This window comes from Benzoatithermus flavus, from assembly GCF_037908215.1.
Taxonomy (GTDB): domain Bacteria; phylum Pseudomonadota; class Alphaproteobacteria; order Geminicoccales; family Geminicoccaceae; genus Benzoatithermus; species Benzoatithermus flavus.
The window spans coordinates 104,292-117,873 of record NZ_JBBLZC010000006.1; the positions used below are offsets into that span (position 1 = coordinate 104,292).

17 protein-coding genes are annotated in these 13,582 nt (G+C 69.6%); 9 read left to right on the forward strand and 8 right to left on the reverse strand.

Features of this window, described 5'->3' with window-relative positions; all coding sequences use genetic code 11:
* The 4 genes from U1T56_RS07960 to U1T56_RS07975 all read right to left on the reverse strand — a co-directional run bounded on the left by U1T56_RS07960 (position 1) and on the right by U1T56_RS07975 (position 3,503).
* On the reverse strand, positions 1–456 hold the full coding sequence (locus U1T56_RS07960) for a PIN domain-containing protein (protein WP_418158919.1): 456 nt from the start codon (positions 454–456) through the stop codon (positions 1–3).
* 3 nt (positions 457–459) lie between these two features.
* Entirely contained in the window at positions 460–711 is a 252-nt protein-coding gene (locus U1T56_RS07965) for a type II toxin-antitoxin system Phd/YefM family antitoxin (protein WP_418158920.1), read from the reverse strand.
* Between the two features lie 55 nt (positions 712–766).
* Complete coding sequence (locus U1T56_RS07970) at positions 767–2,503, reverse strand: NAD(P)H-dependent oxidoreductase subunit E (protein WP_418158921.1); 1,737 nt, start codon at positions 2,501–2,503, stop codon at positions 767–769.
* Between the two features lie 103 nt (positions 2,504–2,606).
* Positions 2,607–3,503 (reverse strand): LysR family transcriptional regulator, encoded by an 897-nt coding sequence (locus U1T56_RS07975; RefSeq protein WP_418158922.1) that lies wholly within the window; start codon positions 3,501–3,503, stop codon positions 2,607–2,609.
* Between the two features lie 87 nt (positions 3,504–3,590).
* Here U1T56_RS07975 and U1T56_RS07980 point away from each other — a divergent pair, with 87 nt between their 5' ends.
* The 4 genes from U1T56_RS07980 to U1T56_RS07995 all read left to right on the forward strand — a co-directional run bounded on the left by U1T56_RS07980 (position 3,591) and on the right by U1T56_RS07995 (position 6,274).
* On the forward strand, positions 3,591–3,851 hold the full coding sequence (locus U1T56_RS07980) for an AbrB/MazE/SpoVT family DNA-binding domain-containing protein (RefSeq protein ID WP_418158923.1): 261 nt from the start codon (positions 3,591–3,593) through the stop codon (positions 3,849–3,851).
* Positions 3,848–4,246 (forward strand): PIN domain-containing protein, encoded by a 399-nt coding sequence (locus U1T56_RS07985; RefSeq protein WP_418158924.1) that lies wholly within the window; start codon positions 3,848–3,850, stop codon positions 4,244–4,246. Before U1T56_RS07980 ends, U1T56_RS07985 begins: the two co-directional genes overlap by 4 nt.
* 159 nt (positions 4,247–4,405) lie before the next feature.
* Entirely contained in the window at positions 4,406–5,404 is a 999-nt protein-coding gene (locus tag U1T56_RS07990; protein ID WP_418158925.1) for a LysR family transcriptional regulator, read from the forward strand.
* Between the two features lie 183 nt (positions 5,405–5,587).
* Entirely contained in the window at positions 5,588–6,274 is a 687-nt protein-coding gene (locus U1T56_RS07995; protein WP_418158926.1) for an adenylate/guanylate cyclase domain-containing protein, read from the forward strand.
* Positions 6,275–6,318: 44 nt separating this feature from the next.
* Here U1T56_RS07995 and U1T56_RS08000 read toward each other — a convergent pair whose 3' ends face one another.
* Positions 6,319–7,332 carry a ribonuclease Z gene (locus tag U1T56_RS08000; RefSeq protein ID WP_418158927.1) on the reverse strand — a complete coding sequence of 338 codons (1,014 nt, stop codon included), beginning with the start codon at positions 7,330–7,332 and terminating at the stop codon, positions 6,319–6,321.
* Positions 7,333–7,619: 287 nt separating this feature from the next.
* Here U1T56_RS08000 and pqqA point away from each other — a divergent pair, with 287 nt between their 5' ends.
* The 5 genes from pqqA to pqqE are packed head-to-tail and all read left to right on the forward strand — an operon-like array spanning position 7,620 to position 10,891.
* Positions 7,620–7,706, forward strand: coding sequence for a pyrroloquinoline quinone precursor peptide PqqA (gene pqqA / locus U1T56_RS08005; RefSeq protein ID WP_418159038.1), 87 nt, complete (start codon positions 7,620–7,622; stop codon positions 7,704–7,706).
* A gap of 39 nt (positions 7,707–7,745) precedes the next feature.
* Positions 7,746–8,672 carry a pyrroloquinoline quinone biosynthesis protein PqqB gene (gene pqqB, locus U1T56_RS08010; protein ID WP_418158928.1) on the forward strand — a complete coding sequence of 309 codons (927 nt, stop codon included), beginning with the start codon at positions 7,746–7,748 and terminating at the stop codon, positions 8,670–8,672.
* Positions 8,669–9,436, forward strand: a complete 768-nt coding sequence (gene pqqC, locus U1T56_RS08015; RefSeq protein ID WP_418158929.1) for a pyrroloquinoline-quinone synthase PqqC — start codon at positions 8,669–8,671, stop codon at positions 9,434–9,436. Before pqqB ends, pqqC begins: the two co-directional genes overlap by 4 nt.
* On the forward strand, positions 9,433–9,741 hold the full coding sequence (gene pqqD, locus U1T56_RS08020; protein ID WP_418158930.1) for a pyrroloquinoline quinone biosynthesis peptide chaperone PqqD: 309 nt from the start codon (positions 9,433–9,435) through the stop codon (positions 9,739–9,741). The genes pqqC and pqqD overlap by 4 nt, the downstream gene beginning before the upstream one ends.
* Positions 9,734–10,891 carry a pyrroloquinoline quinone biosynthesis protein PqqE gene (gene pqqE, locus U1T56_RS08025; protein ID WP_418158931.1) on the forward strand — a complete coding sequence of 386 codons (1,158 nt, stop codon included), beginning with the start codon at positions 9,734–9,736 and terminating at the stop codon, positions 10,889–10,891. The genes pqqD and pqqE overlap by 8 nt, the downstream gene beginning before the upstream one ends.
* Positions 10,892–11,034: 143 nt before the next feature.
* Here pqqE and U1T56_RS08030 read toward each other — a convergent pair whose 3' ends face one another.
* The 3 genes from U1T56_RS08030 to parA form a co-directional block, all read right to left on the reverse strand.
* On the reverse strand, positions 11,035–11,757 hold the full coding sequence (locus tag U1T56_RS08030; protein WP_418158932.1) for a 3-keto-5-aminohexanoate cleavage protein: 723 nt from the start codon (positions 11,755–11,757) through the stop codon (positions 11,035–11,037).
* A 648-nt stretch (positions 11,758–12,405) separates the two neighbouring features.
* Positions 12,406–12,633, reverse strand: a complete 228-nt coding sequence (locus U1T56_RS08035; RefSeq protein WP_418158933.1) for a hypothetical protein — start codon at positions 12,631–12,633, stop codon at positions 12,406–12,408.
* Positions 12,630–13,271, reverse strand: a complete 642-nt coding sequence (gene parA / locus U1T56_RS08040; protein ID WP_418158934.1) for a ParA family partition ATPase — start codon at positions 13,269–13,271, stop codon at positions 12,630–12,632. The genes U1T56_RS08035 and parA overlap by 4 nt, the downstream gene beginning before the upstream one ends.
* Between the last annotated feature and the right edge of the window lie 311 nt (positions 13,272–13,582).

Below are 13,582 nucleotides of genomic sequence, written 5' to 3' on the forward strand. Positions count from 1 at the left end.
TCAGGCCTCCAGGGGCGGGAGCGCGAGGTCGAGGAGCTTGGCGCTGGCGGGGTCGAAGGGGTTGACGAACATGACGCCGTCGAGGTCGCGGCCGTCGTGCACGTGCTCGCTCAGGATCAGCCGGCAGCCGGCACGGCGTGCCGTGGCCCACAGCATGGCGTCCCAGAACGAGAGCTGGTGTCGGGTCACGGCCCACATCGCACGCTCGAGATCCTCGGGCGCCGCCGCCTCGACCGGCAGGTTCCGACGGAGCGCCTCGACCTCGGATCGGGCGCGCTCGGGCGGAAGGCGCCGTTCACGTACCAGGGCGTGGAAGCACTCGGCGAGGCTCTGCAGGGTCTGCACGCAGTCGCCTGCGATCGCGCGCGCGACGATGGCCCGCGCGGAGCCGTGCCGGTCGTCGTCGGCCTGCAGCGCGTAGACGAGGATGTCGGCGTCGAGCGTCACGCGCACCACCGGTCAGTCCCGCTCGTAGAGCTCGTCACGGGTCCAGTCGGCCACGACGCCGCCGGTCAGCGGCTCGCGCTCCAACCAAGCCAAGGCCGCCTCCCGCCGCCTTGTGCGCTCCACTTCCGCCTCGGTCGGGCTCGCCGGCACCAGCTTGGCCACGGGCACGCCGCGGCGCGTGATCGTCACCTCCTCGCCGCTGGCGGCAGCCTCGAGGAGCTTGGAGAATTGCTGGTTCGCCTCGCGGGCGGTGATCGTGCGCATGAATGGGCCGCTACGTAGTGACGTCACTACAATCTGGGCAGCCTCGAGTTCCGTCTCAAGCGGCGAACTCCTCGGGAAAGTATTTCATCAGGCACTTGAGCGGGTTGCTCGCCGCCTGGCCCAGGCCGCAGATCGAGGCGTCGGTCATGGCGCGGGAGAGCTCGGCGAGAAGCGCCGTGTCCCAGACCGGCTGCTGCATGAGCTTCACCGCCTTCTCGGTGCCGACCCGGCAGGGCGTGCACTGGCCGCAGGATTCGTCCTCGAAGAAGCGCATCAGGTTGCGGACGACTTCCTTGAGGTCGTCCTTGTCGGAGAGGACGACGACGGCATGGGAGCCCACGAAGCAGCCCAAGTGCTCGAGCTTGCCGAAATCGAGCGGGATGTCGGCCATCGATGCCGGCAGGATCCCGCCCGAAGCGCCCCCGGGGAGATAGGCACGGAAGCGGTGGCCGGGGGCCATGCCGCCGCAGAACTCGTCGATCAGCTCGCGCACGGTGATGCCGGCCGGGGCGAGCTTGACGCCGGGGTCCATGACCCGGCCCGAGACGGAGTAGGAGCGCAGGCCCTTGCTGCCGTGGCGGCCCTGCTGCGCGAACCAGGCCGGGCCCTTCTCGACGATGTCGCGCACCCAGAACAGGGTCTCGACATTGTTGACGAGGGTCGGCCGGCCGAACAGGCCGACCTGCGCGACGTAGGGCGGACGATGCCGGGGCAGGCCGCGCTTGCCCTCGATGCTCTCGATCATCGCCGATTCTTCGCCACAGATATAGGCCCCTGCCCCGCGGCGCAGCTCGAGATAGCCGGGGCGGACCAGCCCTTCGGCCTCGATGCGGGCGATCGCCCCAAGCAGGATCTCGCGGATCGCGGGGTACTCGTCGCGGAGATAGATGTAGACCCGCTCGGCCTCGATCGAGTGCGCGGCGCACAACGCACCCTCGAGGAAGCGGTGCGGGTCGCGGCGCAGATAATAGCGGTCCTTGAAGGTGCCGGGCTCGCCCTCGTCGGCATTCACGCACATGTAGCGCGGCGCGGGCTGGCTGCGGACGATCTCCCACTTGCGCCCCGTGGGAAAGCCGGCACCTCCCAAGCCGCGCAGGCCCGAATCGTTGAGCGCGTCGAGCAGGCGCACGCTCGGGCCGGCATGGAAGGTATGCGGGTCGAGGCCGGCGAGGCGGCGATAGAGCTGGTAGCCGCCGTGCGCGACATAGTCCTCGAAACCGATGGGCTCGGGCAGGACGGGGTCGTACGCGCCCGCGGCGACCACCTCCTTCACGAGCTCGGCCGTGGCGGGCTCGACGCGGCGCTTGCCGACCATGACGGCGGGCGCGTGGCTGCAGGCCCCCATGCAGGGGGCGGCGACGACGCGCACGCGCGCGGGATCGAGGCCGGCCTCGAGCTCGGCCAGAAGCTTCTGCGCGCCGAACATGGCGCAGGTGAGGCTGTCGCAGACCCGGACGGTGACGGGCGGCGGCGGAGTCTCGCCTTCCTTCACCACGTCGAAGTGGTGATAGAAGGTCGCGACCTCGAACGCCTCGGCCTGGGGCAGGCGCAGCTCCTCGGCGAGTGCGGCGAGATGCTGCGCCGAGATGTGGCCCCAGCGGTCCTGGATCAGGTGGAGAAACTCGATCAGGAGATCGCGCCGCCGCGGGCGGTCGCCCAGAAGCGCGCGAATCTCGCTCAGGGCCTCGGGGTCGACCTGACGGCCGCGCGGTGTGGTCCGGCCGCGCTTCTCACCCTTGCCGGGATGCAGCGGCCGCCCTTGCGGCCGCGATTGCTCGGTGACAGCGGCCATCCGCTCGCACGCGCCTCCCTCGCTCCTGCGTCGGCAGGGATTTAGGAGGCGATGAGATCACAAGGCAAATCCGTTTTCCAGATGATCCGATAGGATGCGGCGATCATGCCCCGACCATCTGGGCGATCGTCTGCGCCGCCGCCCAGAGCGCTGCCACCACGGGCGGGATCGGATCGCGCTCGGCGACGACGAGGCCCACCGTGTGCACCACCTCCGGCGCCTCCAGCCGCAGCGACACGAGCCCTTCCTCCGCGGCGAGCCTGGGCAGGAAGTGTTCCGGCACGATGGCGGCGAGGCCCGCCTCGCGGACGTGGCTCACGAGCGCCACCATGGAATCGGTCTCGACCACGGGCGAGGGCCGCGCGCCGGCCCTGGCGAAGGCGGCATCGATGATGCGCCGGTTCTGCATCTCGGGCACCAGCAGACAGAGCCGCTGTCCGGCCGCTTCCGCCCAGCCGATGCCGGAGCGCCCGTCGAGCCCCTGCCCTCTCCTCACGAGAAGCACGTAGCGCTCGCGGTAGAGCGGCAGGGCGCGCACGCGGGTCAGAGGCTCGTTGTCGAGATAGGTGACGCCGGCGTGGAGCTCGAAGCTGTCGAGCCCGCGCTGGATCTCGATCGAGCTCATCGAGAGGAGCTTCAGCCCGATGCCCGGCTGACGCGCGAGGAGCGCGGTCGTGAGGTCGGCCACCATGGTCAGCGCCGAGGGGATCACGCCGATCGCGACCCGGCCCTTGAGGCTGCGGCGCGCCTCGATCAGCTCCTGCTCGAGCGCGTCGCAGTCGGCGAGGATGCGCTGCGCCCAGGCCAGCACGCGCTCGCCTTCGGGTGTCAGGCCCTTGAAGCGGTTGCCGCGCTCGACCACCGGCACGCCGAGCTCGTCCTCGAGGTTGCGCAGCCCCGCCGAGAGCGTGGGCTGGGCCACGCCGCAGGCCTCGGCGGCGCGGGCGAAGTGCCGCTCGCGGGCGAGTGCTACGAGGTAGCGGAGCTGACGGATATCCATGGCTGGCTTCGTCCTTGCCGGCGAACGGCCGGCACCTTACTCTCCCTGCCGGAGTAAGGACAGACCGTCAGCGGCAAGGAAGATGCCATGGCCACGGCGACCATGACGAGCAAGGGCCAGCTCACCGTGCCCAAGGAGATCCGCGACCAGCTCGGCCTCAAGCCCGGCGACAAGGTCGAGCTGGTGCCGAGCGGCGACGATCGGGTCGTCATGCGCAAGCGCCGGACGATCGAGCTCAAGGAGCTGTTCGGGATCCTGCCGGCAGGGACCGTCCCGCTGACATTGGAAGGGATCGACGATGCGATCGCCGAGGAGATCCTCGAGAAGGACCGGCGCTCCCGCGAATGATCGGGCTCGGTACCAACGTCCTCCTGCGGGCGTTCACGGACGAGAGCGACCCGCATGCGCCGCGAGCGCGGCGGCTTTTGGAGCAATTGGCCGAAAGCGGGGAAACGGTTCATGTGAACCATATCGTGCTGTGCGAGTTCGCCTGGGTGCTGCAACGCTCGAAGCGGCTCTCGCGCGCCAAGGTCGCCGAGCTCATCGAGCTTCTGCTTTGTGCCCGCGCCCTGCACATCCACGAGCAGGATGCGGTCGAAGAGGCCTTGAGGACCTATAGAGCCAGTCGCACGGATTTTCCCGACTGTCTCATCGGCGTGCTCAACCGCCGCGCCGGCTGCGCCACCACCTACAGCTTCGACCGACGCGCCGCCGAGACGGCGGATTTCAGCCCGGTGCCCTGAGCCGGGCGCGGCCGCTTTCGACCTTGGCACGGCTGGCGGGCCGGCCCAGATATGCTAGGCAGAAGAGCCGGCCGCGCGCCGATCGCGTCGCGACCCCGAGGGAGGCTCGAGCATCGTGACACCGACGGGAACGGGTGCCGCCCGCTGCGGTAGCGGCCGATGATCACGCTCCACCAGCTCCGGATCTTCTGGGCGGTCGCGCACAGCGAATCGCTCACCCGCGTGGCGAAGCAGCTCGGCGTGACCCAGCCCTCCCTCTCGCAGCAGCTCGCCAAGCTCGAGAGCGCCGTCGGCGGCCGGCTGTTCGACCGCGTCAACAACCAGCTCGTGCTCACCGATGCCGGCCGCTTTCTCCTGCGCAAGGCCGAGATCATCCTGGCCGAGATGGACGAGGCCGAGGCCGGGCTCGCCGAGTTCAGGATGGGGCGGCGGGCCCGGATCTCCCTGGGTGCTCTGTCCTCGCTCGCCCGGACCATCGTGCCGGGCGCTTTCGCGCGCGCGCTCCAGGAATTTCCGGAGCTCGAGCTCGACGTGCACGAGCTGGCGCCGGCCGAGGCGCTCGAGCAGCTCTACGGCCGCAACCTGCAGATCGCCCTGCTCTCCGCGATGTCGCTGGCCGCGAACCGGATCTCGTTCAGCCGGGTGGACGTGGCTCGGGACCCTTACGTGCTCGCCACCCCGAAAGGCCTCGATCTCGGCTGCGTCGGCGAGCCCGACTGGGACTTGACCCCGGCGCAGCGCCGTCTGCTCAACCGCACGATCGCGTTCAACTTCGGCAACCTGCACAACCAGCGGGTCGAGGAGTGGTATCGGCGGGTCCTGCCGCGGCACGAGGTGGTGGCGCAGTGCCGGACCTACGAATCCGCGCTCGCCATGGTCGAGGCAGGGCTGGGCGTGGCGCTCGTGCCGCAGCTCTGCGCCCATCTCGGCGGCCGCATGCTCTACGACGTCGATCTCTACGCCGTGCCGGAGCTGGAGCGGCCGATCGTGGCGCTGGTGCCGCCACAGTACCGCCACGCCCAGCCCTTCGCCACGTTCCTGCGCGCGCTGCAGGAAGCGGGCGCGGCCCTGAAGTCGCCGCCGGTCGGGCCGACGCCGCCCTTCCTGGCCAGAGCGGGCACCGGAGCGGAGCCGGCGGCGCGGTCGCTCGCGAGCTGAAGCGCGCAGCGGCGCCCTACAGAAGACATGAAATACGGAAAAGTGCTTGGACGTGTAAGCGCATCTCCGTAGAAGCGCGCTCGTGCTCGCCGATCGATTGTGACAGGTGTTACAGCCCTGGCACGCATCGGAAACGTGCCCCGGCGAGGATACCCTCGTCTCGATACTGGAGATGAGGCAGTCATGAGCACGAACGAGCGTACCAGGTTCCGGCCGAGCCGGTCGCTCGCGACCGTGAGCGACGAGGGTGGGGTCAGGGTCGTGGCGGTGATGTTCGCGGACCTCTCGGGGTTCACGGCGGTCGCCGAGAAGCTGACCCCGCCGGCGCTCGCGACGTGGCTGGGCCGGTATCTCGACGCGATCGCCGAGCCGGTGCTCCGGCACGGCGGCACGATCGAGCAGGTCATGGGCGACGGCGTGCTCGCGATCTTCGCCCCAGCTATGGGCCCGGCATCCGCCGCTGCCACGGACCACCCTCGTGCCGCCGCATCCTGCGCCCTCGAGGTGGCAATGGCGGTCGCCGTCCTGAACCGCCGGCTTCTTTCCGAAGGCTGGCCCATCGTCGGCGTGCGGATCGGGCTTCATGTCGGCCCCGTGGTGACGGCCCGGCTCAGCGCCGGCCGGCTGGGCCTCGGCACGCTCGCCGGCGATGCGATCAACACGGCGGCGCGGCTGCAGCAGCAGGCCCGGGGCGCAGGGCGCGACACGGATACCGAGACGCGCATCGTCGTCTCGGATGGCTTCCGTGCAGCCATGGGCGAGGGTTGGGCGGTGCAACGGCTGGGCACCATGACGCTGCGGGGCAAGCGGCAGCGGATCACGGCCTGGCAGCTCCTTGCAGAGGTGGAGCCGGTAGCCTTGGCAGCATGAGACGTTCGGGAGGCCGCCGTCGGCCGCGGGAGACGGCCGGATCGTCAACCGTCGTCGGCGAAGGCGGCATCGAGCTCGAGGTAGAGCGCCGCCTCCTCCTCGACGTAGCGCGGCGAGAAATGGAACGGCACGACCCGCTTGGCGCCGGCGAGCCGCGCGATCGTGCCGGCCTGCCTCGCGGTGAGGTGCCGCCGGGCTGCGGCCCGCTCCCGCTCGCGGTCGAGGAAGGTCGCCTCGATGAACAGGATCTCGGCCTCGCGCGCGAGGGCGACGATGGCGGCGACGTTGGCTTCGGTATAGGCGACGTCGGTGACGTAGGCGATGCGGTCGCCTCGGACCACGTCGAGGAGCATCCGCTTGAGCTCGCCGAGGGCGAGCTCCCGCTCGACACGCCGGCCGCCCCGGCTCCACCACGCGATCACCGGCGTGTCCTCCGGCGCTTCGGCCAGCACCAGCGCCTTCAGCTCACGCAGCCAGGGCCCCTTCTCGAGCCCGAGCTCGATCAGGCGGTTCTTGTAGACGTTGACGTGCCACTTTTCCTCGAGCGCGAAGCCGAGGCAGGGAATGCCGTGGTCGAGGATCGCGGCATGGGCCCGTAAGTTGCCCTCCTCGAACAGGACGCCGTCCGGAAACGCGATCTCCGTCTCCTCGCTGCGGGCGAAGCCGTCGCGCAGACGGAACACGGCGCGCCGTCCCTTCCCCTCCGGATGCAGCTCGGCCACCACGAACGAGAGCTCGTTCTCGTAGCCCTGAATCAAGTTCCAGGTATAGGCGCTGAGCTTGTGCTCGACATGCTCGATCAGCTCGGGCGGGCCGAACAGGCGCAGCTCCATGTCCCGCCCGAGGCATAAGCGCAGGAGGCGATCGAAGCCGCAGAAATGGTCCATGTGGGTATGCGAGACGAAAATGTCGCGCACCCTCAGCGCCTCCCGCACGGAAAGCGCCCCGAGATCGCCCAGATCGAACAGGAAGGCGCGCCGGCCGTGCAGGAGATCGACGAAGACACCGGGGTCCTCGAACGGGCCGTTGATCGGACGGGCGAGAAGGCTGCTGCGCATGCGCCGGGTCCAGGCAAGGAAAGCTGCTCGCTCGCGCCTGCCTGAACGAGGGTCTCGGCGGGGTCAATCCCCCGCTGTATCTGGAAATGCGTCTCCACGGAAATCCGGAAACACAGAATGACGCTTCAACGGGAATACGGGTCCGCCGGAAGGAACGGACCCTTGCGGCGCCGCAGCATAAGCATCGGCCTATGGCTGCGAAAACTGGCCGGTGCCGGATGCCGATGTCAGATCCAAAGCACGGGCGTTCGTGCCCGGCAGTCCTCCACTCATCAGGGAGAGAGATCATGGACAAGAAGGTGTGGCAGGCCCCGAAGGTCGAGACGACCCCGGTGAGCATGGAAGTGACGATGTACCTGCCGGCGCAGGCCTGAGCAGCATCATCGGAGCGCGCCGTCGGCGGGAACCCGGTCATGCAGATGCGTGTGCTCGGCGCCGCCGCCGGCGGCGGCTTTCCGCAGTGGAACGCGAACAGCGAGGCCTGCCGGCGCGCCCGCGCCGGTGATCCGGCGGCACGGCCCGCCACCCAGGCCTCGGTCGCCGTATCGGCCGACGGCGAGTGTTGGGTGCTCGTCAACGCCTCGCCCGATCTCCGCCAGCAGATCGAAGTCACTCCTGCTCTGCAGCCCAAGACCGGCCTTCGCTCCTCGCCCATCGCCGCAGTCGTCCTGACCAACGGCGACGTCGATGCGATCGCGGGCCTCCTCCATCTGCGCGAGGGTACGCCTTTCGCGCTCTATGCCCATGCCCGCGTTCATCGTGTACTGGACCGCAACCCGATCTTCGAGGTCGTCGACCGGACGATCGTGCCGAGACGCGAGCTCGTGCCGGAGACCGCGACCACGCTCGAGGCCGCGGATGGCAGGCCGCTCGGGCTCACGGTCCTGCCGTTCCTCGCCCCCGGCAAGCTGCCGCTCTATCTCGAGCGCGAGGCCGGGAGCGTCCTCGATACCGCGGCGCTCGAGGGCGACACGCTCGGGCTCGAGATCGAGGCGGACGGCCGGCGCGTGGTCTACCTCGCGAACTGCGCCCGGCTCACGGAGCCGCTGCTCGGGCGGATCGCCGGCGCCGACGTTCTCTTCCTCGACGGCACGCTCTGGTGCGACGACGAGATGATCCTGCAGGGTGTCGGCCGTAAGACCGGGCAGCGTATGGGCCACATCAGCATGAGCGGGCCCGAGGGTGCGATCGCCCGGCTGCGCCCGGTGCCAGTCGACCGGCGGATCTTCCTTCACATCAACAACACCAACCCGGCGCTCCTCGCCGACAGCCCCGAGCGGATGGAGCTCGAGCGGGCCGGCTGGGAGGTCGCCTTCGACGGCATGGAGCTGAGTCTTTGACCTACGCCCGCTACCAGACACTCGAGAACGCGGACCAGCTCGAGGCGGCGCTCCGCGAGGTGGGCGCCGAGCGCTACCACATCCTGCACCCGTTCCACCGCCTCCTGCACACGGGCAGGCTGACCCGCGGCCAGGTGCAGGCCTGGGCGCTGAACCGCTACTACTACCAGAGCCGCATCCCGATGAAGGACGCAGCGCTGATGTCGCGCTGCGCGGACCGCGAGCTCAGGCGGGAGTGGCTCGTGCGCATCCTCGACCATGACGGGTTCGGCGAGCAGGAAGGCGGCATCGCGCGCTGGCTCCGCCTGTGCCAGGGCTTGGGCCTCGATCCCGACTATGTCCGCTCGGAAGAGGGCATCCTGCCCGCGACCAGGTTCGCGGTCGACGCCTATGTCCGCTTCGTCCGCGAGCAGACCCTGCTCGAGGCGGTCGCCTCCTCGCTCACCGAGCTGTTCGCGCCCAAGATCCACGAGGAGCGGATTCCGGGCCTCCTCCAGAACTACGACTTCGTCAGCGAGGAGATGGTGGCCTATTTCCGCCGCCGCCTCGACCAGGCGCCGCGCGATGCCGGCTTCGCCCTGGCTTACGTGCGTGAGCACGCCGACACGGCCGAGAAGCGCTTTGCGGTCGTAAAAGCGTTGATCTTCAAATGCGACGTTCTGTGGGCACAGCTCGATGCGCTGCACCATGCCTACGTGCTGGGCGGCGGCATCCCGAAGGGTGCCTTCGTTCCGGCCGATCTGCCGGCGCAGGAGGCAGCATGAGCCTCGCCGCTCTCGCCGAGACCGACACGGTCGGGCTGCCGCCCTGGGTCCGGCTGCGCTTCGATCGCGTGCGCGACCGCTGGGTGCTGCTCGCACCCGAGCGGGTCCTGTTCCCCTGCCCCACCTCGGTGCTGATCCTGGAGCGCCTCGGCGACCGCCGGCGGCTCGGCGAGGTGATCGACGCGCTCGCCGAGGAGTTCTCCGCACCGCGCGCGACGATCAGCGCCGACGTGCGGCGCATGCTGCAGGATCTGGCCGATCAGGGGTTCCTCTCGGTCGAGGCACGGGAGACGATGCATGGCTGACGCCGGGCTGCCTTTGGGGCGGCGCGATCCCTGGACCGAGCCGCCGATGGGGCTTCTCGCGGAGCTCACCCACCGCTGTCCCCTGCAATGTCCCTACTGCTCGAACCCGCTCGAGCTCGAGCGGGCGAGCGACGAGCTCTCGACCGCCGAATGGTGCCGGGTCCTGGACGAGGCCGAGGCCTTGGGCGTCCTCCAGGTCCATCTTTCGGGCGGCGAGCCGACGGCACGGCAGGATCTCGAGGCGATCGTGGCCCATGCCCGCGGCCTCGGGCTTTACACCAACCTGATCACCGCCGGCGTCCTGCTCGACGAGCGCCGCCTGCAAGCACTGCGCGAGGCGGGGCTCGACCACGTCCAGCTCAGCTTCCAGGGTGCGAAGCCGGAGACCTCCGATCGCATCGGCGGCTATCGCGGCGGTCACGCGAAGAAGGTCGCCGTCGGGCGCGCAGTCCGTGCTGTCGGCCTGCCGCTCACGGTGAACGCCGTGGTGCACCGGCAGAATCTCGACGAGCTCGAAGACATGATCGGGCTCGCTCTCGAGCTCGGTGCGCACCGGATCGAGGTCGCGCACGTGCAGTATTACGGCTGGGCGCTCCTCAATCGGGCGGCGCTCATGCCCACGCGCGAGCAGCTCGAGGCCGCGACCGCCATCGTCGAGCGCGCCCGCCGCGAGCTGCGTGGCCGACTCGTGATCGACTACGTCATCCCGGACTACTGGGCGAAGCGCCCCAAGCCCTGCATGGGCGGCTGGGGCTCGAACGTGCTCAACGTGACGCCGCAGGGCAAGGTGATGCCCTGCCACGCGGCAGCGTCGATTCCCGGTCTCACCTTCGCCTCGGTCCGCGAACATCCCTTGCGCTGGATCTGGCAGGAGAGCCCCGCTTTTCAGGTTTTCCGTGGCACCGACTGGCTGCCGGAGCCCTGCCGCTCCTGCGAGCGCAAGGAGATCGACTTCGGCGGCTGCCGCTGCCAGGCTCTGGCGCTGACCGGCGATCCGACGGCGACCGACCCGGCGTGCGAGCTCTCGCCGTTCCATCGCGCCCTGTTCGAGGTGGCGAGCGCCGAATCGACCGCCCCTCCCCCACCGTTCGTCTATCGCCGCCCCATGCGCGAGGCGCCCGCCCTCGGGCCGGTGCGGCTGCAGGCCTGACGCCTCGGCGGTTTTCTGGAAGCACGGCATTACAGAAAGCCGGAAACAAGGCCGGAAGACCCGAACGGCTCGGGCATGCGCCGCCCCTCCCCCGCTCCGATCTCCGGCCGTAGCACCGGTCCGGTCCGGAAGCGGCAGGCAGGTCAGACGCGGCGCATCATCGCGACCGCAGCCGCGACCAGGGCGGCGTTCGCTGCTGCGGTCGTGCCGTCCGGCAGCGTGGCCCCGTCCTCGAGCCCGACACGGGCGGAGAAGCCTTGCCGCGCGGCGCGCGCCACGAACGGCCAGACCGTCGCATCGAAGCCGTGCAGCAGCACGGGCTTCCTGATGCCGGCGCGCGCCAGCACCGCCAGGATGGCATCGGCCGATGCCATCGCCGCGTCGAGCGCCTGCTCCTCGATCTCGACCAGGATGCGGAGCGCCAGCGGTGCCAGCCCGAGCCGCACCAGGCGCTCGGCATCGGCCGCGCTCGCCAGGCCCGCCTCCACGCCGATGCCGCGGCGGTGCAGCCGCTCGACGACCGCCGGCGCTCCGGCCTCGCCGAGATTGACCGAGGCATGGTCCGGCAGCAGGCGCCAGCCGTCGATCATGGCGAGGCGGCGATCGTCGTCCTGCTCGATCCAGGCTCCGGTGCTGATGCCGATCAGCGTGCCGGGCAGCCGGTCCCGAAGGGCGGCGAGTGTGGCATCCACCGCCGCCGGCGCCAGGCTTTCCGCCCCGTCCGCGCCGCGGACGTGGAGATGCAGCTCGGCAGCGCCGGCGGCCACGGCTTCGACGGCATCCGCGACGATGGCGGCGACGGTGACGGGCAGGCGAGGGTGGAAATCCCGCGGGCGCGCGCCGTTGAGGCAGGCCTGGACGATCATGGGTGTCCTCCAACGGACCGTTCGGAGCGAGGCACGCGGCCGTCGCGGCTGCACCGACCGTCTCGAATAGGACAGGGCGTTCTCGCGTGTCCAGGTAGCCGCGGGGCAGCCTTCCTGGAGCGCGTGCCGCGATGGTCGGACGCAGGCATTGCGCCCTCGACGGCGCTTCCACGGAAATACGGCTAGCCAGAAATGATGAAATATGTGAACGGGGCAGATATGTCCGCCCCCGGCTCTGCACGAGGACGGAGACGAACGCCGATACCGGCGATGGCAGGAAGCAGGAAGTGATGCCTCGTCGACGACCGCACATATACGGAAATGCAGAAAACTGTGAAGACGACAGACCCCGCTCCCGAGAGCGGCGCGGCAGATTCACCTCGATCGGATCCGCGCTGAGCCTGCCGCGCCGGCTTTGGCATGCCCACCGGCCGGACTGCCGGCACGCAACAAGGAGAAGCCCTCTCCGTCAGCACGGGCGACTCAGCCGAGAAAAAACGGATTTGCGTATTTACAGGAATACGTATCAACACGGCCGCAGGCGCCTGCAGCACGGGCCGGCTACCGGCACCTCGACGGCTTCGTTTCCCGGACAGCACCGGGTAACGCGGCCTCGATCACGGAAATACGGAAATCCGTCCAACCGCATCAACGGTTCTCCGGATAAGCCTCCTCGAGCATCTGGCGGATCTCCTCCACCATCTTGGTGCCGCGCAGCGCGCACTGGCTCTTGATGCGGGCGTGCAGGCTCTTCGGGATGTCGATCGTCAGGCGCTTCAAGGGCTCCGGCTCGGCCCGCCGCTCGACCCAGGCTTCCGGGTCGGGTGCCGGTGCCGCCGTCTTGGGCTGGGTGCCGAACGCCACCTTCTTCTTCATGCCTGTCCTCCCGCCGAAGCTGCCAAGAGCTCCTCGCACAATGCGCGGACCTCGCGCGCCGCGGGGCCTTGCGGGTCGACCTCGAGCACGGTCCGGCCCTGCGCCGCGCACTCCGCGAACGCCACGCGCTGGCAAAGTGCCGTGGGCAGCACCGGCAGCTCGAACTCGGCCAGCGCCTCCACCACGTCGCGCCCGATCGCCGTGTTCACGATCTTACGATTGACCACGAATCTTGCAATCTGCCTTTCTTTAAAAACGTGCGCCTCGCGCAACAGCGCCACGATCTCGCGCGCCGCCCAGACGTCGTAGGGCGAGGGCTGCACCGGCACCACGACCGTGTCGGCGGCGAGCAGCGCCGAGCGGGCGAGCTCGTTCACCCGTGGCGGGCCGTCAATCACCACGTGATCGTAGGTCTCGGCGTGACGCGGGATCTCGCGATGCAGGTTGGGCCGCGGCAGGCCGATGACCGCGAACGGCGGCTCGCCTTCACGCGCTGCCGCCCAGTCGAGCGCCGAGCCCTGCGGATCGGCGTCCACGAGCATGACCTTGGCCCCGCGTGCGGCCAGGGCCGCCGCGAGGTGCAGCGCTATCGTCGTCTTCCCGACGCCACCTTTCTGGTTCAGCACGGCGGTGATCATGTTTCCCTCGCTCCCTCGTGGGCGTGAGCAGACGAACCGGGATCGGCGGCGGATCACGGCAGCGGACCATCAAGGTCCGGAATCGTCTAGGGCGCCGGAAAGACACATGTCCAGAAAAACACGCTATCGTTTTTCTTTATTTCTTTATTGCCACACCAGATCGACGGCACTGGCATCCTGCTCTCCGACCCGCTGCCCGGTGCCTACCCGCCGACCAAGAGTCCACGGTCACACGCGCCGGCATCGGGCGGCGGCCGGATGCCAAGCCGGAATGCCTCGAGGACAACCCGACCTCGGACCTGGGCCGCTCG

What these genes read in the sequence shown, in the direction of transcription:
- U1T56_RS08030 (WP_418158932.1), bottom strand. Translation starts at nt 11,757, where the DNA reads ATGATCGTCCAGGCCTGCCTCAACGGCGCGCGCCCGCGGGATTTCCAC.
- U1T56_RS07975 (WP_418158922.1), bottom strand. Translation starts at nt 3,503, where the DNA reads ATGGATATCCGTCAGCTCCGCTACCTCGTAGCACTCGCCCGCGAGCGG.
- U1T56_RS07980 (WP_418158923.1), top strand. Translation starts at nt 3,591, where the DNA reads ATGGCCACGGCGACCATGACGAGCAAGGGCCAGCTCACCGTGCCCAAG.
- U1T56_RS07995 (WP_418158926.1), top strand. Translation starts at nt 5,588, where the DNA reads ATGAGCACGAACGAGCGTACCAGGTTCCGGCCGAGCCGGTCGCTCGCG.
- U1T56_RS08035 (WP_418158933.1), bottom strand. Translation starts at nt 12,633, where the DNA reads ATGAAGAAGAAGGTGGCGTTCGGCACCCAGCCCAAGACGGCGGCACCG.
- pqqD (WP_418158930.1), top strand. Translation starts at nt 9,433, where the DNA reads ATGAGCCTCGCCGCTCTCGCCGAGACCGACACGGTCGGGCTGCCGCCC.
- U1T56_RS07985 (WP_418158924.1), top strand. Translation starts at nt 3,848, where the DNA reads ATGATCGGGCTCGGTACCAACGTCCTCCTGCGGGCGTTCACGGACGAG.
- pqqA (WP_418159038.1), top strand. Translation starts at nt 7,620, where the DNA reads ATGGACAAGAAGGTGTGGCAGGCCCCGAAGGTCGAGACGACCCCGGTG.
- pqqE (WP_418158931.1), top strand. Translation starts at nt 9,734, where the DNA reads ATGGCTGACGCCGGGCTGCCTTTGGGGCGGCGCGATCCCTGGACCGAG.
- pqqB (WP_418158928.1), top strand. Translation starts at nt 7,746, where the DNA reads ATGCAGATGCGTGTGCTCGGCGCCGCCGCCGGCGGCGGCTTTCCGCAG.
- U1T56_RS07965 (WP_418158920.1), bottom strand. Translation starts at nt 711, where the DNA reads ATGCGCACGATCACCGCCCGCGAGGCGAACCAGCAATTCTCCAAGCTC.
- U1T56_RS08000 (WP_418158927.1), bottom strand. Translation starts at nt 7,332, where the DNA reads ATGCGCAGCAGCCTTCTCGCCCGTCCGATCAACGGCCCGTTCGAGGAC.
- parA (WP_418158934.1), bottom strand. Translation starts at nt 13,271, where the DNA reads ATGATCACCGCCGTGCTGAACCAGAAAGGTGGCGTCGGGAAGACGACG.
- U1T56_RS07990 (WP_418158925.1), top strand. Translation starts at nt 4,406, where the DNA reads ATGATCACGCTCCACCAGCTCCGGATCTTCTGGGCGGTCGCGCACAGC.
- U1T56_RS07970 (WP_418158921.1), bottom strand. Translation starts at nt 2,503, where the DNA reads ATGGCCGCTGTCACCGAGCAATCGCGGCCGCAAGGGCGGCCGCTGCAT.